25 protein-coding genes and 1 pseudogene are annotated in these 26,566 nt (G+C 63.9%); 17 read left to right on the top strand and 9 right to left on the bottom strand.

Annotation, left to right across the window (positions count from 1 at the left end; genetic code table 11):
• Positions 1-88 precede the first annotated feature (88 nt).
• On the bottom strand, positions 89-799 hold the full coding sequence (gene deoD / locus AC4NN3_RS09990) for a purine-nucleoside phosphorylase (RefSeq protein WP_491926952.1): 711 nt from the start codon (positions 797-799) through the stop codon (positions 89-91).
• Between the two features lie 157 nt (positions 800-956).
• On the opposite strand from deoD, the gene argC reads away from it, so the two are divergent.
• From argC to AC4NN3_RS09970, 4 genes are all read left to right on the top strand, one after another.
• Positions 957-1,904 carry an N-acetyl-gamma-glutamyl-phosphate reductase gene (gene argC, locus AC4NN3_RS09985; protein WP_491926951.1) on the top strand — a complete coding sequence of 316 codons (948 nt, stop codon included), beginning with the start codon at positions 957-959 and terminating at the stop codon, positions 1,902-1,904.
• A 286-nt stretch (positions 1,905-2,190) separates the two neighbouring features.
• Positions 2,191-2,481, top strand: a complete 291-nt coding sequence (locus tag AC4NN3_RS09980; RefSeq protein ID WP_491926950.1) for a YggT family protein — start codon at positions 2,191-2,193, stop codon at positions 2,479-2,481.
• A 12-nt stretch (positions 2,482-2,493) separates the two neighbouring features.
• Complete coding sequence (locus AC4NN3_RS09975) at positions 2,494-2,799, top strand: DUF167 family protein (RefSeq protein WP_491926949.1); 306 nt, start codon at positions 2,494-2,496, stop codon at positions 2,797-2,799.
• Between the two features lie 153 nt (positions 2,800-2,952).
• On the top strand, positions 2,953-5,097 hold the full coding sequence (locus tag AC4NN3_RS09970; protein ID WP_491926948.1) for a sodium-translocating pyrophosphatase: 2,145 nt from the start codon (positions 2,953-2,955) through the stop codon (positions 5,095-5,097).
• A 528-nt stretch (positions 5,098-5,625) separates the two neighbouring features.
• Here AC4NN3_RS09970 and AC4NN3_RS09965 read toward each other — a convergent pair.
• Positions 5,626-6,000, bottom strand: coding sequence for a hypothetical protein (locus AC4NN3_RS09965; RefSeq protein WP_491926947.1), 375 nt, complete (start codon positions 5,998-6,000; stop codon positions 5,626-5,628).
• An 894-nt stretch (positions 6,001-6,894) separates the two neighbouring features.
• Between AC4NN3_RS09965 and AC4NN3_RS09960 the strand changes: the two genes are divergently transcribed.
• Both AC4NN3_RS09960 and AC4NN3_RS09955 read left to right on the top strand, forming a co-directional pair.
• Positions 6,895-7,692 (top strand): ion transporter, encoded by a 798-nt coding sequence (locus AC4NN3_RS09960; RefSeq protein WP_491926946.1) that lies wholly within the window; start codon positions 6,895-6,897, stop codon positions 7,690-7,692.
• Between the two features lie 93 nt (positions 7,693-7,785).
• Positions 7,786-8,334, top strand: a complete 549-nt coding sequence (locus tag AC4NN3_RS09955) for a dihydrofolate reductase family protein (protein ID WP_491926945.1) — start codon at positions 7,786-7,788, stop codon at positions 8,332-8,334.
• Here the strand turns inward: AC4NN3_RS09955 and AC4NN3_RS09950 are convergent.
• The 4 genes from AC4NN3_RS09950 to AC4NN3_RS09935 form a co-directional block, all read right to left on the bottom strand.
• Positions 8,331-8,516, bottom strand: coding sequence for a hypothetical protein (locus AC4NN3_RS09950; RefSeq protein WP_491926944.1), 186 nt, complete (start codon positions 8,514-8,516; stop codon positions 8,331-8,333). The genes AC4NN3_RS09955 and AC4NN3_RS09950 overlap by 4 nt on opposite strands.
• 52 nt (positions 8,517-8,568) lie before the next feature.
• Positions 8,569-9,183: a chloramphenicol phosphotransferase CPT family protein gene (locus AC4NN3_RS09945; protein ID WP_491926943.1), complete on the bottom strand. Its 615-nt coding sequence runs from the start codon at positions 9,181-9,183 to the stop codon at positions 8,569-8,571.
• A 50-nt stretch (positions 9,184-9,233) separates the two neighbouring features.
• Positions 9,234-9,764 carry an inorganic diphosphatase gene (ppa, locus tag AC4NN3_RS09940; RefSeq protein WP_193337839.1) on the bottom strand — a complete coding sequence of 177 codons (531 nt, stop codon included), beginning with the start codon at positions 9,762-9,764 and terminating at the stop codon, positions 9,234-9,236.
• A gap of 96 nt (positions 9,765-9,860) precedes the next feature.
• A complete protein-coding gene (locus AC4NN3_RS09935; RefSeq protein ID WP_491926942.1) occupies positions 9,861-10,310 on the bottom strand; it encodes a universal stress protein in 450 nt (149 codons plus the stop codon).
• 85 nt (positions 10,311-10,395) lie between these two features.
• Between AC4NN3_RS09935 and AC4NN3_RS09930 the strand changes: the two genes are divergently transcribed.
• A complete protein-coding gene (locus tag AC4NN3_RS09930) occupies positions 10,396-10,977 on the top strand; it encodes a hypothetical protein (protein ID WP_491926941.1) in 582 nt (193 codons plus the stop codon).
• A 67-nt stretch (positions 10,978-11,044) separates the two neighbouring features.
• Here AC4NN3_RS09930 and AC4NN3_RS09925 read toward each other — a convergent pair whose 3' ends face one another.
• The 3 genes from AC4NN3_RS09925 to AC4NN3_RS09915 form a co-directional block, all read right to left on the bottom strand.
• Positions 11,045-12,190: a hypothetical protein gene (locus AC4NN3_RS09925; protein ID WP_491926940.1), complete on the bottom strand. Its 1,146-nt coding sequence runs from the start codon at positions 12,188-12,190 to the stop codon at positions 11,045-11,047.
• Between the two features lie 108 nt (positions 12,191-12,298).
• Positions 12,299-13,240 carry a DMT family transporter gene (locus AC4NN3_RS09920; RefSeq protein WP_491926939.1) on the bottom strand — a complete coding sequence of 314 codons (942 nt, stop codon included), beginning with the start codon at positions 13,238-13,240 and terminating at the stop codon, positions 12,299-12,301.
• A gap of 93 nt (positions 13,241-13,333) precedes the next feature.
• Positions 13,334-14,263 (bottom strand): tyrosine recombinase XerC, encoded by a 930-nt coding sequence (locus tag AC4NN3_RS09915; RefSeq protein ID WP_491926938.1) that lies wholly within the window; start codon positions 14,261-14,263, stop codon positions 13,334-13,336.
• Positions 14,264-14,341: 78 nt separating this feature from the next.
• Between AC4NN3_RS09915 and AC4NN3_RS09910 the strand changes: the two genes are divergently transcribed.
• From AC4NN3_RS09910 to AC4NN3_RS09865, 10 genes and pseudogenes are all read left to right on the top strand, one after another.
• Positions 14,342-15,295, top strand: coding sequence for an omptin family outer membrane protease (locus AC4NN3_RS09910; RefSeq protein ID WP_491926937.1), 954 nt, complete (start codon positions 14,342-14,344; stop codon positions 15,293-15,295).
• Between the two features lie 77 nt (positions 15,296-15,372).
• Positions 15,373-17,541: a primosomal protein N' gene (locus tag AC4NN3_RS09905; protein ID WP_491926936.1), complete on the top strand. Its 2,169-nt coding sequence runs from the start codon at positions 15,373-15,375 to the stop codon at positions 17,539-17,541.
• A 221-nt stretch (positions 17,542-17,762) separates the two neighbouring features.
• A complete protein-coding gene (locus AC4NN3_RS09900) occupies positions 17,763-18,305 on the top strand; it encodes a F0F1 ATP synthase subunit delta (protein WP_491926935.1) in 543 nt (180 codons plus the stop codon).
• Positions 18,305-19,840, top strand: coding sequence for a F0F1 ATP synthase subunit alpha (atpA, locus tag AC4NN3_RS09895; protein ID WP_491926934.1), 1,536 nt, complete (start codon positions 18,305-18,307; stop codon positions 19,838-19,840). Before AC4NN3_RS09900 ends, atpA begins: the two co-directional genes overlap by 1 nt.
• Positions 19,841-19,864: 24 nt before the next feature.
• Positions 19,865-20,749: a F0F1 ATP synthase subunit gamma gene (locus AC4NN3_RS09890; RefSeq protein ID WP_491926933.1), complete on the top strand. Its 885-nt coding sequence runs from the start codon at positions 19,865-19,867 to the stop codon at positions 20,747-20,749.
• A gap of 37 nt (positions 20,750-20,786) precedes the next feature.
• Positions 20,787-22,214, top strand: a pseudogene (gene atpD, locus AC4NN3_RS09885) (F0F1 ATP synthase subunit beta); the annotation flags it as partial.
• Between the two features lie 59 nt (positions 22,215-22,273).
• Complete coding sequence (locus tag AC4NN3_RS09880; RefSeq protein ID WP_491926932.1) at positions 22,274-22,699, top strand: F0F1 ATP synthase subunit epsilon; 426 nt, start codon at positions 22,274-22,276, stop codon at positions 22,697-22,699.
• Positions 22,700-22,935: 236 nt separating this feature from the next.
• On the top strand, positions 22,936-25,104 hold the full coding sequence (locus AC4NN3_RS09875) for a methyl-accepting chemotaxis protein (protein WP_491926931.1): 2,169 nt from the start codon (positions 22,936-22,938) through the stop codon (positions 25,102-25,104).
• 102 nt (positions 25,105-25,206) lie between these two features.
• On the top strand, positions 25,207-25,803 hold the full coding sequence (locus tag AC4NN3_RS09870; RefSeq protein WP_491926930.1) for a hypothetical protein: 597 nt from the start codon (positions 25,207-25,209) through the stop codon (positions 25,801-25,803).
• A gap of 43 nt (positions 25,804-25,846) precedes the next feature.
• Positions 25,847-26,566: HAMP domain-containing protein (locus AC4NN3_RS09865; protein WP_491926929.1), on the top strand; the 720-nt coding region annotated here is incomplete at its 3' end.

Raw genomic sequence — 26,566 nt, 5'->3', positions numbered from 1 at the left:
TCTGTCGCTGAGGAATCGGTCGCACATTGGCCGGCATGGGGCGATGATCTGGATCAAATCCGACGGGGCGATGGCTTGACGCCGCCGCCTAGCCCTCGATCGCCACTTCCAGCGCCAGGGTCACCATTTCTTTCAGCGAGCTCTGGCGTTCCTCGGCGTCGATTTCGGCGCCGGTGATCAGGCAATCGGTCATGGTGCAGATGGCCAAAGCGCGGACGTCGAAGCGGGCGGCCAGGGTATAGAGCGCGGCGGCTTCCATTTCGACGCCGATGACGCCGTGCTGGGGCAGGGCGTCGTAACCGGCCATGCCATTGGCGTGGTAGAAGATGTCCGAGCTCAGCATATTGCCGGCGTGATAGGCCATGCCGGCGGCCTCGGCCTTGTCGGCGGCGGACCGCAGCAGGCCAAAATCGGCGATGGGGGCGAAGTTGAAGGCGCCAAAGCGGCCCTTGACGATGGCGCTGTCAGTGGTGGCGGCCTGGGCCAGCACCAGGTCGCGCACCTTGACCTTGGCATTGAGCCCGCCACAGGTGCCCACCCGGATCAGCGTCTTGACGCCGTAAGTGTTGATCAGCTCGTGCACATAGATCGACAGCGAGGGCTGGCCCATGCCGCTGGCCTGCACCGAGACGGGCTTGCCCTTGTAGGTGCCGGTATAGCCCAGGCAATTGCGTACCGAATTGACCAGGCGCGCGTCGTCGAAAAAGGTCTCGGCGATCCACTTGGCGCGCAGCGGGTCGCCGGGCAGCAGCACGACTTCGGCATAGTCGCCGGCTTTGGCGTGGTTGTGCGGGGTCATGTTTTGTCCTTGCTGGGGTCCGATTGATCCAGCAATGCCATTGGCGGGGCCGATCGGCAAGCCGGGGCGGCCCGATCGGTCGGGCCAAGAAAGCGCCGGCAGTCTTGACCCCGACATGATCGCGGTCCATTTACGCTGCCCAAACGGGAGAACGCCAATGGTCGCCAGGATTTTCATCGACGGGGAAGCCGGCACGACCGGGTTGCAGATCCGCGAGCGGCTGGCCGGGCGGCGCGATCTCGAGGTGATCTCGATCGATGCGGACAAGCGCAAGGATATCCATGAGCGCGCCCGGCTGCTCAATGCGGCCGACGTCGCCATCCTCTGCCTGCCCGATGACGCCGCCAAGGAAAGCGTGGCGCTGATCGACAATGGCACGACCCGGGTGATCGACGCCTCCTCGGCCTTTCGCGTCCATCCCGACTGGGCCTATGGCTTTGCCGAAATGGACAAGGGCCAGAGCGCCGTCATCGCCAAGGCGCGCTTTGTTTCCAATCCCGGCTGCTATCCGCAGGGGCCGATCGCCACGCTGCGGCCGCTGATCGAGGCCGGGCTGCTGCCTGCCGCCTATCCGGTCAGCATCAATGCCATTTCGGGCTATTCGGGCGGCGGCAAGGCGATGATCGCCGAGTACGAGGCGGCCGGCGCCGCCGCCAGCCATTTCATGCCCTATGGGCTGACCTTCGAGCACAAGCATGTGCCCGAAATGACGGCCTATACAAAATTGGCCAATGCGCCGCTCTTTGTGCCGGCGGTGGGCGACTATGCCCAGGGCATGGTGACCTTCGTGCCGCTGCAGCTGGGGCATCTGGGCGTGGTGCCGCGCGGCGAGGAGCTGCATGCCGCCATTGCCGACCATTTTGCCGCCATTCCCGACAGCTTTGTCAGCGTGGCGCCCTATGCGGCGCTGGCCAAGACGCCCGAACTCGATCCGCAAATCTACAACAATAGCAACAAGATGAGCCTGCACGTCTTTGCCAATGATGCGCGGGCCCAGGCGGTGCTGGTGGCGGTCTATGACAATCTGGGCAAGGGCGCCTCGGGCGCAGCGGTGCAGAACCTCAATCTGATGCTGGGCGTGGACCCGCGCGAGGGCCTGCTTTAGCGGGCGTCGCAATTTGCGAGCGCCCTCGCATTCTGCGACGCCGGATGTGACGCAAAACGCGATTGTTTACAGCACTTTAATACCTCTGCCCTAGATTTGCTGGTGCAGCGATCTGGCACGGAATGTGCAAGAGAGCGCCTATCCGGATCTTGTACTGCGTACCGGATGTCAGTCATTGAGGCCTCGTTCTGTGCGACCAGAACGGGGTCTTCATGCTTTAGCGGCGCCGCTCTTGTCGGGCGGGGCGCTTGCGCCTAAATAAGGCAATGAAAACAGGGAGACTGCAATGAAGGCCGTACTCGATGTGATCATGGTGATCCTCCAGTTGTACTGGTGGGTGCTGCTGATCATGATCATCATGAGCTGGCTGATCTCGTTCAACGTGATCAACACGCGCAACCAGTTCGTCGAGAGCGTCTGGCGGGTGGTCAACCAGCTGACCGAGCCGCTGCTCAATCCGATCCGCCGGGTCATGCCGAATTTTTCCGGCCTCGACATCTCCCCGATCATCCTGTTCCTGGCCATCTTCTTCATCCAGCAGCTGATCCTGCGCTATGGCTATGCCGCGGTCCCCTGAGGGATCTCGGCCATGGCAGAGTGCTACCGGCTCGGCCCCCAGGGGCTGAGCCTCTTTGTTCGCGTCACGCCCAATGCCGGGCGCGATGCGATTGAGGGCGTCGAGCAGCGCGACGATGGCAGCGCCGTGCTGCGGGTGCGGGTCAAGGCGGTGCCCGACAAGGGTAAGGCGACGGCGGCGGTGATCGTGCTGCTCGCCAAGGCGCTGGGCGTGCCGAAATCCTCCATCCAGGTCACCAGCGGCGATACGGCCCGGCTCAAGACGCTGGCCGTGGCTGGGGATGGGGCGGCGCTGGCGGCTGCGCTCGCCACACTCTAGCCGCGACAAAACAGCGCAATATCCATTGCTTAACCAATCAATCTGGCTAATCTCGACGGCGGAGGGGCCGTGTTGGAGTGCTGGGGACAAGAGGTTGGAGGACCTCGATTCCCCGGTGATCGGTCCCTGGAGGAAATCGAGAGGGACTATTCTATGACTCTGGCACTCTGGCTGATCGTCATCTGCGGCGCTCTGGCCATCATCTATGGCGTCATCACCACACGACAATTGCTCGCTGCCGATGCCGGTTCGGCCCGCATGCAGGAAATCTCGGCCGCGGTGCGCGAAGGCGCCTCGGCCTATCTCAAGCGGCAATATACCACCATCGCCATCGTCGGCGTGGTCATCCTGATTGCGGCCTGGTTTCTGCTGGGCATCTATGCGGCGGTGGGCTTCCTGCTCGGCGCGGTGCTGAGCGGCGCGGCCGGCTTTATCGGCATGAACGTTTCCGTGCGCGCCAATGTGCGCGTGGCCCAGGCGGCCATCGGTTCGCTCGCCAAGGGGCTCGACCTGGCCTTCAAGTCGGGCGCGGTCACCGGCATGCTGGTGGCGGGGCTTGGGCTCCTGGGTGTCACGCTCTATTTCATCGTGCTGACCCAGTTCCTCGGCTTTGCCTTCAATGACCGGGTGGTCATCGATGCGCTGGTCGCCCTGAGCTTTGGCGCGTCGCTGATTTCCATCTTCGCCCGGCTGGGCGGGGGCATTTTCACCAAGGGCGCCGATGTCGGCGGCGACATGGTGGGCAAGGTCGAGGCGGGCATTCCGGAAGATGATCCGCGCAATCCGGCCACCATTGCCGACAATGTGGGCGACAATGTCGGCGACTGCGCCGGCATGGCGGCCGATCTGTTCGAAACCTATGTGGTGACCCTGGTGGCCACCATGGTGCTGGCCGCCATCATCCTGCCCGATGCGTTCAAGCTGGCCGGCATGGTGCTGCCTTTGGCCATCGGGGGCGCCTGCGTCGTGACCTCGATCATCGGCACCTATTTCGTCAAGCTGGGTGCTTCCAACAATATCATGGGCGCGCTCTACAAGGGCATCATCGCCACGGGCGTGTTCTCGCTGGTGGCCCTGCTGCCGGTGCTGTGGTTCGTCTTCGGCGATCTCAACGTCGCCATCGCGGCCAGCGACAAGACCTTTACCCCGATGTCGCTCTTCTGGTGCGGCGTGGCCGGCCTGGTCATTACCGGGCTCATCATCGTCATCACCGAATATTATACCGGCACCAATCGGCGCCCGGTCAATTCCATCGCCGAGGCCTCGGTCACCGGCCATGGCACCAATGTCATCCAGGGCCTGGCGGTATCGCTCGAGTCGACGGCCCTGCCGGCGCTGGTGATCATTGCCGGCATCATCGTCACCTATAATCTGGCGGGCCTGTTCGGCATTGCCTTTGCGGTGGCGACCATGCTGGCTTTGGCCGGCATGGTGGTGGCGCTCGATGCCTTCGGGCCGGTCACGGACAATGCCGGCGGCATCGCCGAAATGGCCGGGCTCGACAAGGAAGTCCGCCACAATACCGATGCGCTCGACGCCGTCGGCAATACGACCAAGGCCGTCACCAAGGGCTATGCCATCGGCTCGGCGGGCCTCGGCGCCCTCGTGCTCTTTGCCGCCTATACGCAGGACCTGATCTACTTTGCCAACCTGCCCGATGCCCCGGCCATCTTTGCCGGCATGGGCACGCTCACCTTCTCGCTGGCCGATCCCTATGTGGTGGTGGGCCTGCTGTTTGGTGGCCTGCTGCCCTTCCTCTTTTCGGGCATGAGCATGACGGCGGTGGGTCGCGCCGCGCAATCGGTGGTGGTGGAAGTGCGCCGCCAGTTCAAGGCCGATCCGGGCATCATGGCCGGCACGTCCAAGCCCGATTATGCCCGGGCGGTCGACATGCTGACCCAGGCGGCGATCAAGGAAATGATCGTGCCGTCCCTGCTCCCCGTGCTCAGCCCCATCGTGGTGTTCTTCGTGATCTACTGGATCGCGGGCGCTGCGGCGGGCTTTTCGGCCCTGGGCGCCATGCTGATGGGCGTCATCGTCACCGGGCTCTTCGTGGCCATTTCCATGACCGCCGGCGGCGGCGCCTGGGACAATGCCAAGAAGAGCTTCGAGGATGGCTTCACCGACAGCCATGGCGTCACCCACCACAAGGGCAGCGACGCCCACAAGGCCAGCGTCACCGGCGACACCGTCGGCGACCCCTACAAGGACACGGCCGGCCCCGCCGTCAACCCGATGATCAAGATCACCAATATCGTCGCCTTGCTCTTGATCGCCGTGCTGGCGCATTGGGGGTAGCCAGACGTCGTCTGGACTGGAATGAAGAAGGCCCGGGAGCTATCCCGGGTCTTCAACATGATCAATGGACTAGCTACCGGTGGTATTAGTACGCACGTTCAGACGCCACCGAACCGACCCCTGCGCAGACGTGTGTTGGTGATGGTTCTGAGGCGGGAACCGATCTGGGTCGTTGCAGGTAACCTCTTTGCCGCATCCAAGGCACCGATAAATGCCAGAAACCGGAACTTCCTGCCCGGGAGTATAGGTGGTTGTCCACCAATCCTTATTCCCGTCGCTCTTAGTCAAAGCTGAAATATCAAGGTACCAGGACACTAGAGCCCCACTTCTTCGTCATTGTGCTCATGGAAAAACTCCTTCTTGAGCGAAAATGCCGAACCTTGACGTAGCTTCCGTAACGGTGTTTCCATCGCATCCGGTCTGTAAGGGCCACGCCCCCCAGTTCGGCTAGAACTTGGGGTCTCGGCCGCCTTGAGGTACAAGCTCGGGGCGGCCAATTTTTCGCCAACGTGTTGGCAGTTTGTTCGTTTATTCTTCACCGCTAAGAGTCTTGACAGTTACTTTGGCGTCGGCGCTTAGCTGCCAAAGTGTGATGCCGGTTGTGCTCTTCACTGTGTTCAGGTTTCCGCGCGTTTTATTTCGGCTTAATAAAGTCCTGAGCCCATTTTCACTGACTTGAAATCCAGACTCAGTTAGAAACTTGTATAATTTACCGCTAGACATTCCCGACTTCGTTTCGCGAATTCTGGTAGCAACCTCGCCCCAGAAAAAAGCGTTATCTAACGAAACGGGCTTCTGTAGATCAGAAAGTTCTTTCTCGACCTCCGAGAGTTCAATCTCAATGGCTGCAATGGCCTGCTTTAGGCGAGAGCGACTGTTTTCTAGGTCACGGATACTACGCATTACAATACGTTACAACTGCCCATTTTGCGGAGCAAGAGCGTCACTGCTTCTGAACTGAAATGCAATTCCTATAGTATTATCAGTAGCTTAAGAAATAGACCACAGGTCTAAGACTTTGTCGGATACAGGAACAGAGTTCCTGTATCCGTTTTTCTTTAAAATGTCCATGGGGTCAACAGCTTGGAATATGGTTTCATATTTGTAGCCACCCACCGCGCGTCACCCTCGGGCTTGACCTGAGGGCTCTGTACTGGCGGAGCGTCGGGTAAGTGTGGGCCCCTCGGGTCAGGCCCGAGGGTGACGACCGGAGAAAACAACGACGCTCTCTGGGCTTTCTCCCAACCTTCCCCACCCACGGTGTCATCCCGGCGCAGGCCGGGATCCATCCTGAGATATGGTCCGGGACGGGGTCGCCGTCAGACCACTGACACCTTGCTGCTGTGGGGCCATCTCGAGATGGATCCCGGCCTGCGCCGGGATGACATCGCGTCAGGGGCGGCGTGTAGCCCGACCGCCGTCACCCCCCATAAATCTATCCCTCTTCTCCCCGCCCCCTCCAACCGCGCGCATAATCCCCCCATCACCCCGCGCGAGCGGCCTGCAGGCGAACAGTGGTGGGGTGAGCCGGGTGGGGGTTTTGCCTCTCCCACAGGTTCCACGCTTCGGTTGCGACAGGGCGAGCGACCCCTAGGACCGGACAGTTCCAAAAACCGGCGCCCCGAGGCGGTCTTCGTCTCGCTATTTTAACTTACCAGAGGCGAAAGCCGCCTCGGGGTCCGCTCCTGTTGTGACAACCGCGACCCAGGCGGCGATGACGCCTGCGCGCCGCCATCCCCCTTGACGAATCCCGCGCCCTGGCCTTTGCCTCATGCTGAAACCCGGAGATCTCCCGCCATGCGTCAGGCGCTTGTTCAACTGCTCGGCTCCCGCCGCTGGGAGCAGGCCATCGTGGCCGTCATCCTGCTCAATTCGCTGGTGCTGGGGCTGGAGACCGATGCCGGGCTGGTCGCCCGCTTCGGGCCGCTGCTGCACGCGCTCGATACCGTGATCCTCGCCATCTTCGTGGTCGAGATCGCCCTGCGCCTCTATGCCTTCGGGCCCGCCTTCTTCCGCGATCCCTGGAGCCTGTTCGACTTCTTCGTCGTCGCCATCGCCCTGGTGCCGGCCAGCGGCCCGTTCCAGGTGCTGCGCGCCCTGCGCATCCTGCGGGCGTTGCGGCTGGTCTCGACCCTGCCGGCCTTGCGCCGGGTGGTGGGCGGGCTGATCGCGGCGCTGCCGGGCATGAGCTCGATCGTCATGCTGATGGGCATGCTGTTCTATGTGGCGGCGGTGATGGCGACCAACCTCTTCGGCCCGCAATTTCCCGACTGGTTCGGCAGCCTGGGCGCCTCGCTCTATACGCTGTTCCAGGTGATGACGCTCGAAAGCTGGTCCATGGGCATTGTCCGGCCGGTGATGGAAGCCTTCCCGCTGGCCTGGATGTTCTTCGTGCCCTTCATCCTCCTCTCCACCTATGCGGTGCTCAACCTCTTCATCGGTGTCATCGTCTCGGCCATGCAGGAGGAAACCGAGGCCACGGCCACGGCCGATCGCCAGGCTTTGCATGACGATACGGCCACGGTGCTGGTCGAACTGCGCGCTTTGCGCGCCGACGTGGCGGCCCTGCGGGCGGAGCGGCAAAACGGCGGCTAAGCCAAAAATTCCCCGCGCGTCGAAAGCCGCCGCTGTCCCTCGTCGTAACGGCAGAAGCGGCCGTGCGACCGCCGCTCAATGGGGAGATTTTTCATGCGCAAGGTGATGGCTGGACTGTTTCATTCGATCGACGGGGTGGTCGAAGCGCCAAACCTCTTTCAATTCGACAGCTTTGACGATGATCTGGGGATCCTGCTGACCGGCGTGCAGCAGCGGGTCACCGATGTGCTGCTCGGCCGGGTCGGCTATCAGCAATGGGCCGCCTACTGGCCGCAGGCCGAGGCCGATGGCGATTTTGCCGATTTCACCAATGGCGCGCCCAAGCATGTCGCCTCCGAAACCCTGACTGGGTCCCTGGACTGGAGCAATGCGCGGCTGATCGACGGCGACCTGCTTGATTTCGTGCGGCGGCTGAAAGCAAGCGAGGGCGGCGAGATCGCCGCCATGGGCGGGATTTCGCTGGTGCGCCAGCTGCTGTTTGCCGGCCTGCTGGACGAACTGGTGCTGATCACCCATCCGGTCATTGCCGGTTCCGGGCGGCACCTGTTCGAGCCCGGCGATCCGATCACGCGGCTCGTTCTGGTCAATAACCAGGTTACAGCCAAGGGCAATGTGGTCTCGACCTATGCCTTGCGACCCTAGGGCCGGCTCCGGCGCAGCCAGAACAGCAAGGCGGCGCCGGCCAGCAGCACCACTATGCCGATATAGAGCCACTGGCTCTGGCCCGACATTACGCTGCCGCCCAGAATATTGGCGCCCTGCAGGGTCCAGACCAGGCCCAGCAGCATCAGCAGAACAGCGGCAATGGTGCCAAACAGCTTCATGGATGAGCTCCCTTTTGCCGGGAGCATGCGCGCCGGCCCTCGGCGCGGCAAGTCACAAGCGCGGGGCCAGGTTGGCCAGCGCGGCAAAAGCGCGATCCTGTGGCGGCGCGGCCAGCAGGCGGCCAATGGCGGCCGCAGCTTCAGCTGGCGTCAGCGTGTCGGTATCGAGTTCGAGGTCATAGATGCCCGGCACATGCACAGCGTCCTGCCAGCGCTGCACCGGCGCCGGCACGCCATTGCCTTTTACATACAGGCTGCCTGGATCGGCATTGCGCCGCGCCATGATGGTGTCGATCGGGCAATGCACGCCGACAAACAGCACGTCGAGCCCGGCCAGGATGAAGGCGCATTCGGGCAGGATGCCGAGCGGGCGGGAATAGGCATCGTGGTGGCCGACATCGACCACGACGTCAAAGCCCTCCACGGCATGGGCGGAGATGGAGCGGTAGAGCGCCCGGTAGAGCCTCTGTACGACCGGTTCGAGCTCCGGCCTTTCCCCGCCCGGGCGCAAACCTATCCCCGGCAGCAGCGCTTGGGGTAGACTGGCGTTCTGGGCATCGACACCCAGATTGATCCAGGGATCGGGCAGGGTCTCCTGCATGGCGCGGGCAATGGACGACTTTCCCGAGCGCGGCGCGCCGTTGAGGATGACGATGCGACCGGTCATGGCGGCTTCCTCAAAGAAAAGGGGCGCCGAGCGCCCCTTTGGTCATCCGGTCAGGCCGCGGCGTGCGCGGCGATGGAGTCGAGGATCACCTTCTTGGCGTCCTCATAGCCGCCGACATGGCTGATCTTGGCCCATTTGCCGGGCTCGAGATCCTTGTAATGGGTGAAGAAGTGCTTGACCCGCTCGACCTGGATTTCCTGCATGTCGCCGATATCCTTGATGGCGTCATACATGCGGGTGAGCTTGGAGACCGGCACGGCGAGGATCTTTTCGTCCTGGCCGCCATCGTCTTCCATGAACAGCACGCCGATCGGGCGGCAGCGGACGACCGCCCCGGGGACGAGGGGGCGCGAATTCATGACGATGACGTCGAGCGGGTCGCCATCGCCGCACAGAGTATGCGGCACGAAGCCGTAATTGCCGGGGTAGCGCATGGGCGTATAGAGGAAGCGATCAACGAACAGCGCGCCGCTGGCCTTGTCGATCTCGTACTTGATCGGCTCGCCGCCCATGGGGACTTCGATGATGACATTGAGGTCGTCGGGCGGGTTCTTGCCGGTAGGAATGGCGTCGATGTTCATTTGGTTTCATGCCGTTCGGAAGGGGGACGGATGCGGGCAGGTTCTGCCCAATCTGCCCCCCGATGGCAAGGCATAATAAAGCTGCGGCAGCCATGCCTATTTGACGATCAGCACCGCTACGCTGGCCCGGGCCAGCACTTCGGCGGCCTGGCTGCCCAGCAGCAGGCGCTGGAATCCCCGCCTGCCATGCGAGCCCATGACAATGGTGTCGCAGGCCAGTTCCGTCGCCGTCTGCACAATGGCATCGGCCGGCCGGTGCTGGGGCAGGTGCAGCGTCTCGGCGACGATGCCGGCGCTCTGCGCCTTGGCGGCGGCGGCTGCCAGGATGGTCTGGGCCTCCTCGGCATAGCGCTCTTCAAGCTGGATCAGGATGGGGCCGGCATCGATGCTGCCAAAGCCGCCGGCGCCCAGGGCGGTGCTTACCGGGTCGCTTGCCGTCAGAATCGTCACCTTGGCGCCGTGCAGCCTGGCCAGTTCCAGCCCGGCCGCCAGCGCCTTGTTGCCCAGGTCGGAACCGTCGGTGGCAATCAGCAGAGAGTTGAACATGGATATGTCTCCTTATGCCGAACACTTTGCTATGTCCTTGCTCGGGGCACATTGATCTGGATCATGCCTGCAAGGAGTGTTGTCAATGCCGGTCTTCGCCAAAGTCAGCCTGTGCCGCGTGCTCGGGTTCTCGGTTCTGGGCTGGGCGCTGGCCAGCGGTGCCGCCCTGGCGCAGACGGGTTTTACCAGCGCCTATACCGACCTCAACCTGGACATCGATTGCCTCGTGCTCGATGCCGACGACTTTGGCGTCAGCTGGGCCTGTCCGGGCTACAGGGGCTATCCGGTCCATGTCAGCGAGGGCGATCTGCGCTTTTCCGTCGTCTATGGCTTCAATATCGATGCCGAGCCGGGCGGTCAGACCTTGAGCCCGTTCAACCGGCTGGACGAGAAGCTCGAATGGCGGCTGAGCAATGCATCAGGGCGCTGGCTGCCGGTGGCCACGATTGTGCGCTACCACATTGCCCACAGCGATACCGGCGTGGATAGCGGGCAGGTGCTGGTGGTGACGCAACTGGTCGAGGGCAATAGCTGCCACATCGCCTATGTCGATGCCCGTGCCAACACGGATGCCAATGCGCTGGCCCGCGCCGCCGCCGATGCGGCGGGGGATTTTGACTGCGGCAGCGACGCGATCGCCATGCCCGGCAAATTCGAGGCCTGGTAGCGGAGACGGCAAAGGCAGGGTCACCCCTGCCTTTGTCCAGCTCCGATCGACCTGCCGGCTTTGGTTTCTAGATCTCACCCTCGCGCAGCATCACCGTGCCGGCCTCATAGGCGGCGCGGCAGTCCCCTGCGTCGTGGCTGAGATCGCCGTCGAGCTGGTAGCCGGCGGCGCCGGGTCCCTCAAAGCGCGGGTCGTCGCATTCGTCGTCATGGGCATAGTCGGAGCCGTCATCGCCGAAGTCGATGCCGCTGCTGTCATAGGGGGCGCCGGCGGCATAGCCGGGGCTATAGACCGTGCGAATGCTGACCTTGCCCTCGGCCTCGAGCGCCCGGCAGTCGCTGGCATCGGCCAGCATGTCGTCGTCGAGCAGCTTCTTGTCGGTGCCCATGCCGGCAAAGCGCGGATCGTCGCATTCGCCGTCATTGGCCCAGCGGCTGGTGTCGCTGCCATAATCGAAGCTGGCCGTGCCCTGGGTGCCGGCCGCGCCGAGCCAGATGGTGCCCAGATCGAAGGCGGCGCGGCAATCGCTGGCATCGCGCAGCCGGCTCTCGGGGCCAGGCTTGGCGGCCATGCCGGCGCCGGCAAAATCGGGGTCGTCGCATTCGCCATCATAGGTCCATTCGCCGCTGTCATCGCCAAAGTCGATGCGGCTGGCGGCGCCGGTGCTGACGGCCCCGTCGGTGACGGCGTCAGGATCCGCCAGGGTCACGCGGCCCTCGGCAAAGGCGGTGCTGCAGTCGGTGGCGTCGTGCAGGATGTCGGCATCGAGCAGTTCGGCGGCTGATCCCGGCCCGGTGAAGCGCGGATCGTCGCATTCGCCGTCATTGGCCCAGTCGCTGGCGTCATCGCCGAAGTCGATGTCGGTCGCCGGCGTATCGGCCACTGCAGCGTCGTCCGGGGAGTCGGCGAGGCTCACCGTGCCCTCGGCAAAGGCGGCGCTGCAGTCGGTGGCATCGTGGCCGCGGTCGGCGTCGAGCAATTCTTCGGCCGATGCGCTGCCGGCAAAGCGTGGATCGTCGCATTCGCCATCATTGGCCCATTGGCTGGCATCGTCGCCGAAATCAATCGCCGGCGCAGGTTCGGCGGGGGCCGGCGCGGTCTCGGTCGCCGGCGCCTCGGGGGCCTGCTGCTGGGCCAAAGCGGGCGCAACCGGGCCTGCCATCAGGGCCAGGCTCAGGGCAGCGCCGGCCAGAATTGTGTGCAAGGCATTCATCGATGGTCCCTCCCGAAGGTCACGTCCCCGTGTGTTGCGGTACAGTAAAGCGGCTTTAAGGCGGCCGACAGTCCCGATGGAAAATTTCTGCCCGGCGGGCCGATGACGTCAGGATCGCTGGCGCTGCGCCATGCGCTCGGCGCGGGTGAACAGCACCGAGCCGGCCAGCACCAGGGCGGTGCCCAGGGCATGGAACAGCGTAAAGGGTTCGTTAAGCACCCAGACGGCGATGACGATGGTGACGATCGGCCCGAAGGCGGCGGTGGAGGAGGTGGCGCGGGCGCCGATGCGGGCCATGCCCATATTCATCAGGAAGGAGGGCAGCACGGTGCCGAGCAGGCCCAGCGCCAGACCGTAACCCCAGATGGCCGGCGCCAGGGTCAGATAGCTGGCGGGCCCGGCCAGCACCAGGTTCTGGGCAATGGCAACCACGGCGGCGGTGGACATGCCGATACAGGTGAAGAGGCCCGCCCCGATCAGCAGCATCTGCCGCTTGGCCAGGTGCTGGTAGAGGGCAAAGGTAATGGCCGAGCCCAGTACCAGCAGCGTGCCGGCGAGCAGGCCTTCCGGATTGACCGCCAGGTTCCAGCCAAAAATCACCAGCAGGCCGGCATAGGAGACCAGCATGGCCGGCACGACGCGCCAGAGCATGGCATCGCCAAAGAACCAGACGCCGAACAGCAGCACGAAGAAGGGATAGGTGAACAGCACCAGCCGCTCATATTGCGCGCTGACAAAGGCCAGGCCCAGAAAGTCGAGATAGCTCGAGAGATAGTAGCCCAGAATGCCTACCGCCATGCTGGCCAGCACAACGGGCACGGTCAGCAGGCGGCGCAAACTATCCCCGCGCCGCAGCAGCGTGAGCAGAATGACCAGATAGACCGGCAGCGCCACCAGCATGCGCAGGCTGAGCAGCATCTCGGTGGAGACGCCGTGGCCATAGGCGAGTTTGATGAAAATGCCCTTGGTGGAAAACAGCACCGCCCCGGCGACGGCAAAGCCATAGCCCAGCGGGTCAGTGACGGGGGCGGTGGATGGGGCGGCGGTCATTGGCCGCACCGTAGCCGGGCCAAATGGCGACAGACAAGTCGCGCCAGACGATAACGGTTCGGCACAAAACGTGGCGAGAGATCGAATCGGGTGTCAGCCGCGCGGATGGGCCTTGCGATAGCTGTCGAGCAGGCGGTCGGTGTCGACGGCGGTATAGATCTGGGTCGAGGAAAGGCTGGCATGGCCGAGCAGTTCCTGGATGGCGCGCAGATCCCCGCCCTGCCCCAGCAGGTGGGTGGCAAAGGAATGGCGCAGCGCATGCGGTGTCGCCGAGGGCGGCAGGCCCAGGGCGCCGCGCAATTGCGCCACCCGCAGCTGGATCAGGCGGGGGGACAGCACGCCGCCCCGTACCCCGCGGAACAGCGGCTCCTCCGGCCAGGACTTGAACGGGCAGAGCTCGAGATAGAGGTCGATGGCGCGGCGCACCGGGGCGATCAGCGGCACCATGCGCGTCTTGCCGCCCTTGCCGGTGACCCGCAAAACTGCGCTTTCGAGGTCCGCCCGGGTCAGGCTCAGCGCCTCGGCAATGCGCAAGCCGGCGCCATAGCAGAGGCTGAGCACCGCCATATCGCGCGCGGCGACCCAGGGACGGTCTTCCATCTCCCTGGTGGTGGATATGGTGTCGCGCGCCTCGATGACGGTGAGCGCCTTGGGCAGGGATTTGGGCAGCTTGGGCGTGCGGATGACATTGAGCGCCTCGGTGGCCATCACCCCCTCGCGCTCGAGAAAGCGGAAGAAGCTCTTGAGTGCGGACAGTACCCGGGCGAGCGAGCGCGAGCCAAGGCTTTCATTGCGGCGCTGGGCCATGAAGGCGCGCACATCGGCGCCGCGCAAGTCCTTGAGCGTCTTGAGGGAAACCGGGCCGCCGGTATGGCCGGCAAGGAACTGCAGGAACTGGTCGAGATCGCGGCCATAGGCTTCGAGCGTGTTGTCGGCCAGCCGCCGGACGGCGCCGAGCTCGCGCTGCCAGGCATGGATGCGGGCGCGAATGACGTCATCGGTGGCAAAGGCGGAGTCGACCATGGCGCCAGTCTCGACTTTGTCGGTAAACGGATGCTTAACTGACCTCTGCCAGTGTTTCATCGGCAGAAAGGCGCCGACATGACACAACCAAGATATGGCGCTACCGCGGCGCTGCTCGCCGCCTTGCTGGCCCTGGGCACAGCTTCAGCCATGGCACAGAGCTATAGCCATGCCAGCGCCGACGGATCGGTGCAGATTTCCGGCAGCGTCGGCGCCATGTATCTGGAAGGCAATGAATATGTCTTCAATGGCGACGCCACGTTGAGCCGGCTGATCTGGCAGAGCCGGGTGCCGGTGCTGCGCGGCACCATGGCCGTCGAGCTCTCTGGCGGCTGGTCGGTCAGCGCCGAGGGGAGTCTCGCCGGCTTCGGCTCGAGCTATATGGAAGACTATGACTGGCTGGTCAAAACCAATAATTTCGACGCCTGGACCGACCGGTCGCAGCATCCCGATACCAGGCTCAACCACTATGTCACTGGCGCGGCGGCGGTGGGCTATGCGCTGGCAGAGGACATTGACGGGGCTGTGCGGCTGCAGGCGGGTATAAAATATACCGACGTCAAATGGTCTTCCTATGGCGGCTCCTATATCTATAGCGACGGTGGCTATCGCAACAAGACAGGCAATTTCGCCGATGGCGCGCCGGCGATCAGCTATCGCCAGCAATTGCCCGAGATCTTTGTCGGCTTTGACGGCGACCAGCATTACGACAATGTCCGGATTGGCGGCATGCTGCGCGGCGGGCTGACCGTGCTGGCGCAGAGCCATGATGATCACTGGATGCGCAACCTGCGGGTCGAAGACAGTTTTCGTCCGGCCCCGACACTGGCGCTGGGTGCCGATATCGGCTTTGCGCTGGGCCCGACCTCGGAATTCACCATTGCCGGGCGCTACAGCCAGACCTTCCTGATGCGGGGCAAGTCGGAATATTTCAACACCATCACCGGCGCCCGCACCATAGTCGGGGATGATCTGGGCGGCGCCGACCTGCGCAGCGCCGAGATCACCGCTGGTCTGCGCGGTTCCTTCTAGGCGCCTGTCGCCCACCCACCGGCTTTGGCAGAATCACTTGCGCTCCCTATGTTCGGATGCGAACAGAACGGGCACAAATGGAACATCGTCCAGACATTGTTGCGGTCATGGTGGGGGTCGCCGTCGAAGGCCCCTATAGCTATCGCGTGCCCGCCGGCATGGCGGTCAGCCGCGGCTCGATCGTCTCGGTGCCGCTGGGGCCGCGCCTGGTGCTCGGCGTGGTCTGGGGGCCGCCCAAGGACATGGTGGCCCATAACCGGCTGCGCGATATCGCCATGGCCCATGACGTGCCCCCGCTCAGCGAGGAACTGCTCAAGCTGGTCGACTGGGTGGCGCGCTATACGCTGGCCGCACCCGGCCAGGTGCTGCGGGCCGTGCTGCGCTCCACCGAGGCGCTCGATCCGCCCAAGCCCGTGGTGGCGTTTCGCCGGACTGGCCGGGATCCAGACAAGCTGACGCCGGCCCGGCTGCGCGTGCTCGACGTGCTGATGGACGACATGGCCTGGCCCAAGCCGGCTTTGATCGGCGCGGCGGGGGTGTCGGCGTCGGTAGTCGAAGGGCTGGAGCGGGCCGGGGCGGTGGAACGGCTGGAAATGGCCGCGCCCCCCATTGTGGAACAGCCCGATCCGGAGGCGGCGATTGCCACGCTGTCGGAGGGACAGAAATTCGCGCTCGACAAGATTCTGGCGCTCGACCCGCAGCAGTTCGGCGTGGCGCTGCTCGATGGCGTCACGGGCGGCGGCAAGACCGAAGTGTTCTTCGAGGCGGTGGCTGACACCCTGCGCGCGGGTCGGCAGGCGCTAATCCTGCTGCCGGAGATCGCGCTGACCAATACCTTTATCGACCGCTTCACCAGGCGCTTCGGCACGCGGCCGGCCGAATGGCATTCGGACATGACGCCGGTGCAGCGGGCCAAGGTGTGGCGCGGCGTGCTGGACGGCACGGTGCGGGCGGTGGTCGGGGCGCGCTCGGCTTTGTTCCTGCCGTTCCGCGAACTGGGCATGCTGGTGCTCGATGAGGAGCATGACGGCGCCTACAAGCAGGCCGACGGCATTACCTACCATGCCCGCGACATGGCGGTGGTGCGGGCGCATCTCAGCAATGCGCGGGTGATTCTGTCGTCGGCCACGCCGTCAGTCGAAACCCGCAACAATGCCAATGTCGGCCGCTATGCCCATGTGCTGTTGACCGCGCGCTATGCCGAAGCGGCCATGCCCAATATCACCACCATCGATATGCGCGTCGATGGCCCGCCAAAGGGCGAATGGATCGCGCCACTGCTGGCGCGCGAGATTTTTGCTGCCCTCGACCGGGGCGAGCAGGCGCTGCTGTTTCTCAACCGGCGCGGCTATGCGCCGCTGACACTGTGCCGCTCCTGCGGCCACCAGTATCAGTGTCCGGACTGTTCGGCCTGGATGGTGGAGCATCGCTTCCGCGGGGTGCTGATGTGCCACCATTGCGGGCACGAAGTGCGCACGCCGACGGTCTGCGGCGCCTGCGGCGCGGCCGATGCGCTGATCGCGGTGGGACCGGGGATCGAGCGGGTGGCCGAGGAGGCGGCGGCGCGCTTCCCCGATGCGCGGCGGGTGATTTTGTCCTCGGACATGGGCAGCAATGCCCAGCTCAAGCAGCGCCTCGCCGAAATCGAGCGCGGCGAATATGACCTGATCATCGGCACCCAGCTGGTGTCCAAGGGGCATCACTTCGAAAAGCTCACCGTGGTGGGCGTGCTCGATGCCGATCTGGGGCTGGCGCATGGCGATCCGCGCGCGGCGGAAAAAACCTTCCAGATCCTGACCCAGGTGGCGGGCCGGGCGGGTCGTGCGTCAAAGAACGGCAAGGCGTTCCTCCAGACCTATCATCCCGATCATGCGGTGATGAAGGCCATGGTCAGCGGCGACCGCGAGGCCTTCTATGCCCACGAGCTGGCGGCGCGGGAGGCGGGCGGGCTACCGCCCTTCGGACGGCTGGCGGCGCTGATCGTCTCGGCCAGCGAGCATGACGTGGCGATGGGCTATGCCAAAAAGCTGCTGTCTGCAGCACCGATGGCCGAGGGCGTGCGCCTGTTCGGCCCGGCCGATGCGCCGATCGCCATGGTGCGGGGTAGGCATCGGGTGCGGCTGCTGGCGCAGTCGGGCAAGGATTTTGACCTCTCGGGCTATGTCCGCTTCTGGCTCGGTTCGGCGGAGAAGGCGACGGGCAATCTGCGGGTGCAGGTCGATATCGATCCGATGAGCTTCATGTGAGGCTGCCCTGCGACACTTTCACCGCCTTTGAATCTCTCCCCCAAGCCTTGCAAGGCGCGCGAGGCCTGTGCTAGAGCGAGCGCGACTTTGAAGGGGGCTCCGGACGCCCTCTTTTCCAAACAAGAACAAGCGTCAGCGACCGCCCGGGTTTCCCAACCAGAATTGGCGGCAAGCAGGCAAGCAACCAAGAGGGTGATGCGGCATTGGCAGCGCAGAATTCAGTGCTTACCCAGATCGCCCGGCCATATGCGTCGGCGCTGTTCGATCTCGCCAGCAGCGAGAACCAGCTGGCATCGGTGGAGACGTCGCTTTCCGACGTGACGCGGCTTATCGGCGAGAGCGCCGATTTTTCGCGCTTCCTGCGTTCACCGGTGATTTCAGCTGACACCAAGGCCGGTGCGCTCGATGCGCTGCTGGGCAAGGCCAAGACCAATCCACTGGTCGCCAATTTCCTGCGTCTTGTCGCCAAGAATGGCCGGCTGTTTGCGCTCGATGCCATCATTGCCGGTTTCCGCGATCTGGCCGCCAAGGCGCGCGGCGAAGTGACGGCCGACGTGACCTCGGCCGCACCGCTCAATGCCGAGCAGGTCGCGGCCCTGGGCGAAGCGCTCAAGGCCAAGATCGGCAAGACCGTCACGCTCAATCAATTCGTCGATCCGTCGCTGATTGGCGGCCTTCAGGTGAAGGTCGGCAGCCAGATGATCGACTCTTCGCTCAAGACAAAACTCGCTGCGATGAAGATCGCCATGAAAGAGGTCGGATAATGGACATCAAAGCCGCGGAAATTTCTGCGATCCTCAAGGACCAGATCAAGAATTTCGGCCAGGAAGCCCAGGTTTCCGAAGTCGGTCAGGTGCTTTCCGTCGGTGACGGTATTGCTCGCGTCTATGGTCTGGACAAGGTGCAGGCCGGTGAGCTCGTCGAGTTCCCGGGCGGCATCAAGGGCATGGCCCTCAACCTTGAAACCGACAATGTCGGCGTCGTGATTTTCGGCAATGACCGTTCCATCAAGGAAGGCGATGTCGTCAAGCGGACCGGCTCGATCGTGGACACGCCCGTGGGCATGGGTCTTTTGGGTCGCGTGGTCGATGGTCTGGGCAATCCGATCGACGGCAAGGGCCCGATCGAGCATACCGAACGCCGTCGCGTCGACGTCAAGGCGCCGGGCATCCTGCCGCGCAAGTCGGTGCATGAGCCCATGTCGACAGGCCTCAAGGCCATCGATGCGCTGATCCCGATCGGCCGTGGCCAGCGCGAGCTGATCATTGGCGACCGTCAGACCGGCAAGTCGGCCATCATTCTGGACACTTTTCTCAACCAGAAGCCGGCCCATGACGCCAATGCGTCCGACACCGAAAAGCTCTACTGCATCTATGTCGCCATCGGCCAGAAGCGCTCGACCGTCGCCCAGTTCGTGCGCCAGCTCGAGGAAGCCGGCGCGCTGCAGTATTCGGTGGTGATCGCGGCAACGGCTTCCGATCCGGCACCGCTGCAGTACATTGCGCCCTTCACCGGCTGCGCGATCGGCGAATTCTTCCGCGACAATGGCAAGCATGCCGTGATCGCCTATGACGATCTGACCAAGCAGGCCGTGGCCTATCGCCAGATGAGCCTGCTGCTGCGTCGTCCGCCAGGCCGCGAAGCCTATCCCGGCGACGTGTTCTACCTGCATTCGCGCCTGCTCGAGCGTGCCGCCAAGCTGAACGAAGCCCATGGCCTCGGTTCGCTGACCGCGCTGCCTGTGATCGAGACGCAGGCCAATGACGTGTCGGCCTATATCCCGACCAATGTGATTTCGATCACCGACGGCCAGATCTTCCTTGAAACCAACCTGTTCTTCCAGGGCATCCGCCCTGCCGTGAACGTGGGTCTGTCGGTGAGCCGCGTGGGCTCGTCGGCCCAGGTCAAGGCGATGAAGCAGGTTGCCGGTTCGCTCAAAGGCGAGCTCAGCCAGTATCGCGAAATGGCGGCTTTCGCCCAGTTCGGTTCCGATCTGGATGCGGCCACCCAGCGTCTGCTCAACCGTGGTGCGCGCCTGACCGAGCTGCTCAAGCAGCCCCAGTTCAGCCCGCTCAAGATGGAAGAGCAGGTTGCGGTGATCTTTGCCGGCGCCAATGGCTATCTCGACAGCGTTGCCGTCAACAAGGTCGGCGAGTTCGAGCAGTCGGTGTTGTCGGCGCTGCGCGGCAAATATGCCGGGCTGCTGACCACCATCGCCACCGAGAAGGCCCTGAGCGACGACACCCGTGCCCAGCTCAAGGCTGCACTCGACGAGATCAAGAAGACCTACGCGGCCTAAGGCCAGCAGGGAGATCGACGGCCAATGGCTTCGCTAAAGGACCTCAAGAACCGGATCGACTCGGTCCGGTCGACCCAGAAGATCACCAAGGCCATGCAGATGGTCGCAGCGGCCAAGCTCCGTCGCGCCCAGGAAGCGGCCGAGGCGGCGCGCCCCTATGCCGAGCGCATGGGCAAGGTGCTGGCGGCGCTGGGTGCCGTTTATGACGGCCAGGAAAACGCGCCGGTGCTGCTGGGCGGCACGGGCAAGGACCAGGTGCATCTGCTGGTGGTCGCCACCGGCGAGCGTGGCCTGGCCGGCGGCTTCAACTCGTCGATCGCCCGGCTGGCGCGCGAACATGCCGCCAAGCTGCTCAGCCAGGGCAAGACCGTCAAGATCCTGACCGTGGGCCGCAAGGGCCACGATATCCTGCGCCGGCAATATGCCGACAATATCGTCGACACCTTCAACTTCCGCGAGATCAAGCGGGTCGGTTTCGTCCAGGCCCAGCAGGTCACGGACAAGGTGCTCGAGATGTTCAATGCGGGCGAGTTCGACGTGGCGACGCTCTATTTTGCCAAGTTCGGCAGCGTCATCAGCCAGGTGCCGACGGCTCAGCAGCTGATCCCGGCCAAGCTGCCGGCCAAGGCAGAGGGCGAGGTCGAAGCCTCGGCCGTGCCCTACGAATACGAGCCGAGCGAAGAGGCGATCGTGGAAGACCTGCTGCCGCGCAATATTGCGGTGCAGGTGCTGCGGGCGCTGCTGGAAAACAGTGCCTCCTTCTATGGCGCGCAGATGTCGGCAATGGACAATGCGACGCGGAACGCCGGCGAAATGATCGGGCAGCTGCAGCTCAGCTACAACCGTCAGCGCCAGGCGCAGATCACCAAAGAACTCATCGAAATCATTTCGGGCGCGGAAGCGCTCTAAGCAATCGAAGCGAAGGACGAAACAAATGGCAGAGAAAAAGGCCGGTCGCGTATCGCAGGTCATCGGTGCCGTCGTGGACGTCGTGTTCGACGGCCACCTGCCCGCGATCCTGAACGCCCTCGAAACCACCAATAATGGCCAGCGTCTGGTCCTGGAAGTGGCGCAGCACCTGGGCGAAAACGCCGTGCGCACCATTGCCATGGACACGACCGAAGGCCTGGTGCGCGGCGCCGAAGTGATCGATCTGGGCACGGCCATCACCGTCCCGGTCGGCGAAGCCACGCTGGGTCGCATCATGAACGTGATCGGCGAGCCCATCGACGAAGCCGGCCCGATCGCCTCGACCGACAAGCGCGAAATCCACCAGGATGCGCCGACCTTTGCCGAGCAGAACCCGGAAAGCACCGTGCTGGTTACCGGCATCAAGGTGGTCGACCTGATCGCGCCCTATGCGCGTGGCGGCAAGATCGGCCTGATGGGCGGCGCCGGCGTGGGCAAGACCGTGCTGATCCAGGAACTGATCAACAACGTCGCCAAGGCGCATGGTGGTTATTCGGTGTTTGCCGGCGTGGGTGAGCGTACCCGCGAAGGCAATGACCTCTACTACGAAATGATCGAATCAGGCGTGAACAAGAACCCGGCCGAGCATGGCGGTTCGGCTGCCGGTTCGAAGTGTGCCCTGGTGTTCGGTCAGATGAACGAGCCCCCCGGTGCCCGTGCCCGCGTCGCGCTGACGGGCCTCACCATCGCGGAAAACTTCCGCGACCAGGGCCAGGACGTGCTGTTCTTCGTGGACAACATCTTCCGCTTTACCCAGGCCGGCGCCGAAATGTCGGCGCTGCTGGGTCGTATTCCCTCCGCCGTGGGCTATCAGCCGACGCTGGCCACCGATATGGGCCAGATGCAGGAGCGCATCACGACCACCAACAAGGGCTCGATCACCTCGGTGCAGGCCGTGTACGTGCCTGCCGACGATCTGACCGATCCGGCGCCGGCGACCTCGTTTGCCCACTTTGACGCCGTGACCGTGCTGAACCGCGCGATCTCGGAAAAGGGCATCTACCCGGCCGTGGATCCGCTGGCCTCCAACTCGCGTATCCTGGATGCCAACGTGGTCGGCCAGGAGCATTACGACGTGGCCCGCCGCGTGCAGGAAGTGCTGCAGAAGTACAAGGCGCTGCAGGACATCATCGCCATCCTGGGCATGGACGAGCTGAGCGAAGAAGACAAGCTGATCGTGGCCCGCGCCCGCAAGGTCGAGCGCTTCATGAGCCAGCCTTTCGACGTGGCTGAAGTGTTCACCGGCACGCCCGGCGTGTTCGTGGCGCTCGAAGACACCATCAAGGGCTTCAAGGGCCTGGTGGCCGGCGAGTATGATCACCTGCCCGAAGGCGCCTTCTACATGGTCGGCACCATCGAAGATGCCGTCAAGAAGGCCCAGAAGCTGGCTGCGCAGGCGGCCTGATCCATCCATCGGGCTTGCCGCACGCGGCGAGCCCAAGCTGCCGTTAAGGGACCAAAACTATGGCTGAAGGCCTCAAGATCGAGATCGTGTCGCCCGAGCGCCTGGTGCTGTCGGAAGTGGTGACCTCCGTCACCGTACCGGGCAGCGAAGGCTATTTCACGGTGATGCATGATCACGCGCCCTTCATGACCACGCTGCGCTCGGGGTTCATTACCGTGAACGGCCTGAATGGCCGCGACGAGATCTTTTTCGTCAAGGGCGGCTTTGCCGATGTCTCGCCAGAGGGTCTGACGATCCTGGCCGAGCAGTCCGCGCCCTTCTCCGAATTCGACCATGCGGACCTGGCGGTCCAGATCAAGGCGGCCGAGGCGGAACTGGCGGCGGCGCCGACGCCGGAAGCCAAGTCCTATGCGCAGGAAGTGGTGAGCGCGCTGCTGAACCTGGCCATCGAAGCCGGCCAGATCAATGGCGGCCACGTCCACTAAGTCAGCATCGCTCTATCACGACATTGCCCGCGGATCCCGGTCCGCGGGCTTTTTATTGCCTGATTTGCAAGCAGGGAGAGTATTCCACCACGCAGGCTATGGATTGTGCCTAATATTTGTGCTGTCCAGCAATATGATTACGAATTTCTCATGACATCAATCTGACGTTAAGATTACAGCCCCCACAGTCCGCCTTCAGCACGGTCCCATCGCCGTACACTGGTCGGAGACGCATCATGACATCGCTCTTGGGCAATATTCGCCTCACCGCTGCCATTGCCGCTATGGCCATCGGGTCGATCACCATCGCCATTGCCGCGGTGGTCGCCGGACTGTTCGTCAGCCTGTCGGGCAGCGCCAGTGCCGACGTGGACAGGGCGCTCGACAGCGCCACCCGCATCACCGCGCAGATCCTCAGCGTCAACCTGCCCAGCCTCGAAGTTGGACCGGACGAGGTGGGCAATGTGGCCAGCCTGACCATGCGGTCGATGCCGCGCTTCCGCAATGACGGCGTGATCGACACGGTGGCCAGCGTGTCGGCGCAGGATGCCAGCATCTACGTGTTCGACCCCGAGCTCGGTCCCGATTTCAGCATCGGCACCACCAGCCTGACCGGTGCCGATGGGGCGCGTCTGGTCGATCGACCCATTGTCGCCGGCACGGCGCTGTTTGAGGCGATGATGGCCAACAAGGCCGTGATCGGCAACGAGACCATCAATGAGGTGGCCTATGCCACCCGCTACCAGCCCATCGCCATGGCTGATGGCACGGTGATCGGGGCGCTGTTCGTGGCGGTGGCCCGGGCGCCCATCGAGGCGGTGGTCGGCCAGAGCCTGACCATGATGGCCATTGTCGGCGGCCTGGCGCTGCTGCTGATCGGCGTTGTGGCGCTGCTGCTGTCGCGCGCCCTGACGCGGCCAATACCGCGGCTGTCGGCCACCATGAATGCCATTGCCGAGGGCCAGCTCGACACCGAAGTACCCTATATCGCCAATGGCAACGAGATCGGCAGCATGGCGCGGGCGGTGGAAGTGTTTCGTACCAATTCGCTCCGCATTGCCGAGCTGGGCGCAGAAACCGGGCGGCATCTGGAGATTGCAGCCGACCATACCGGCCAGCTCAATGCCATTTCCATGTCGCAGCTGGTTGCCGAATTCACCCTGAGCGGCGAACTGATCACGGCAAATCCGCTGTTCCTTGACCTGCTGGGCTATCGGCTTGCCGATCTGGTCGGCCAGCCCAATGCGCTTCTGCTGTTTGGCGCGCAGCCGACCGATCCGACCTATCAGCAGTTCTGGCGCGATCTGGCAGGCGGCGCCTTCAAGAGCGGCGAATATCGCCGCCGCACCAGCAATGGTGGCGAAGTGTGGATCCAGAGCACCTTTACCCCGATCCTGGGGCTCGATGGGGCGCCCTACAAGGTGGTGCAGTTCGCCACCGATGTCACCGCCCGCAAGCAGGCAGTGACGGCCGTCGGCGCCGCCCTGGCGGCCCTGGCAGAGGGCGATCTGAGCCACGGCATCGATACCCAGTTTGACGCCGAGTTCGAAGGCCTGCGCCAGGCGCTCAACAGCACCGTCGCGCGCTTTGCCGATGTGGTCGGCCAGCTGCGACAGACGTCGCGCTCGATCCGTGTCGCCACTGGGGAAATCCTCTCCGGCGCCAATGATCTGAGCGACCGCACCACCAGGCAGGCCGCCACCATCGAGGAGACCTCGGCCGCCATGGAACAGCTGGCCGGCACGGTGGCGGACAATGCCAGGCGGGCCCAGGACGCGGCCAGCAAGGCGCTGGCGGTTTCCGGCAGTGCCTCGGCCAGTGGCGAGGTGATGATTCAGGCCAGCGCCGCCATGGAGCGCATCACCTCCAGCTCGGCCAAGATCTCGAGCATTATCGGCATGATCGATGACATTGCCTTCCAGACCAACCTGCTGGCGCTCAACGCCTCGGTGGAAGCGGCCCGGGCTGGCGACGCTGGCAAGGGCTTTGCCGTGGTGGCGGTGGAAGTGCGCCGCCTGGCGCAGTCGGCGGCCAGCGCCTCGGCCGACGTCAAGGTGCTGATCGAACAGAGCGCCCGCGAGGTCAAGGCGGGCAGCACGCTGGTCAGCGATGCAGCCGAGCGTCTGTCGGACATGCTGGGCGCTGCCGAACAGAACACGGCGCTGGTGGAGGGCATTGCCCGGGCCAGCCGCGATCAGGCAACGGCCATTGACGAGGTCAGCGTCTCGGTGCGCACGCTCGATGAGATGACCCAGCACAATGCGGCGCTGGTCGAGCAGACCAATGCGGCCATTGAGCAGACGGAAGCCGAGGCGCGGGCGCTGGATCAGATTGTCGATATTTTCGTCCTCGCCGAAGAAGTGCAGCAAAAACAACCTGCTAGGCGTCAACGGCGCGCCGCGTGAGTTGTTAAATTCTGCTGGATGAATTAATTTAGAGATTATTCACAGAGCTGAACCATGCTTGTCCCCACGCCGCCATTGTGCGCGGCAGAGGAGAACAAGCTCATGACCATCCATTCCATGCTGCGGCCGGGCCTGGCGGCGCTGACTCTGGCCGCCCTGCTGTCCACCAGTGCCGCACTGCAGGCACAGGATGAATTCACCGCGCCACTGACCGAACTGGCAAAAAGCGAGATTGCGGCTTTTGCTGCCAATCCCCTCCTGATCGAAGCCATCAACGCCCAGAACGCCATGAGCGGCGCCTATGACCAGGCCAAGATCGATGCGCTGGACACGCAGTGGCGCGCCGAGGTCGATGCTTCCGCCAAGCCGCTGATCGACGCCACGATGGGCAATGCCGCATCGGCCTATCTCAAGTCCGTCCAGGACGAGTCGCTGGGCAAATATACCGAAATCTTCGCCATGGATGCCAAGGGTCTCAACGTGGCCCAGAGCACGCTGACCTCTGACTACTGGCAGGGCGATGAAGACAAGTTCACCGCCAGCTATGGCGCCGGCGCGGACACCGTCCATATCGGCGAGATCGAACAGGACGAAAGCACGCAGGCCTTCCAGAGCCAGGTCTCGGTGCCGATCACCGATCCGGCGACCGGTGCGCTGATTGGCGCCATCACGGTCGGCGTCGACGTCTCGATGCTCTGATCGCTCGCTCTAGTTTGTTACCTATGCAGCACGAGGACCAATGATGATCAAACTCACACTCACTCAGAAAATCGTTGGCCTGGTGCTGCTTGCGCTCATCGCGGGTTCCGCCGCGATCAGCTATGTCGGCGCCAGCCAGAACGCGGCCCTGCTGCGCTCGGAGCTGGAAAAGGCCAATATGGCCCTTTCTGCGGGCAGTACCGAACAGCTCGCGGGCGGCATCAGGTTCGGCAAGGCCGATGCGCTGATGACGGCCTATGCCGGGCTGGAAAAATCGCTGGGCGAGCAGTTCAAGGCCGGCGCCAGCTACAACATGGAGTCGGCGATCATCGTCACGACCTCCGAGGACGCGCCCACCAATGCCGCCATGACCGATGTTGCCGGCAAGGCGCTGGCGAGCGGCAAGACCGAGATCGTTTCGGAAGGCGCCATTGCCTATGTCGCCGTGCCGGCGCGTTTTGGCCCCGAGGCGAGCACTGTGGGTGTTGCCGCCTATGCCTGGGACTTGAGCAAGAGTCTGGCCGAACAGGGCAAGACCCTGGTCACCGCTGCTCTGGCCGGCGTTGCGGTCACCGCGGTGTTGGTCGTGGCTCTCTACTTCTTCATTCGCCTGTCGATCACCGGACCCCTGTTGAACCTGGTGCGCGTCGCCACGCAGATCGCAGAGGATCCCGCCTCGGTTGATGTGGTGCCGGCGACAAACCGCACCGACGAGCTGGGCGCCATGGCGCGGGCGGTGGAAGTGTTCCGCGAGAACGGCCAG

The sequence above is a fragment of the Devosia sp. MDV22-iso42 genome (assembly GCF_058629155.1).
The sequence above is the reverse complement of the archived record's forward strand: the minus strand, read 5'-3'. Positions and strand labels throughout refer to the sequence as shown.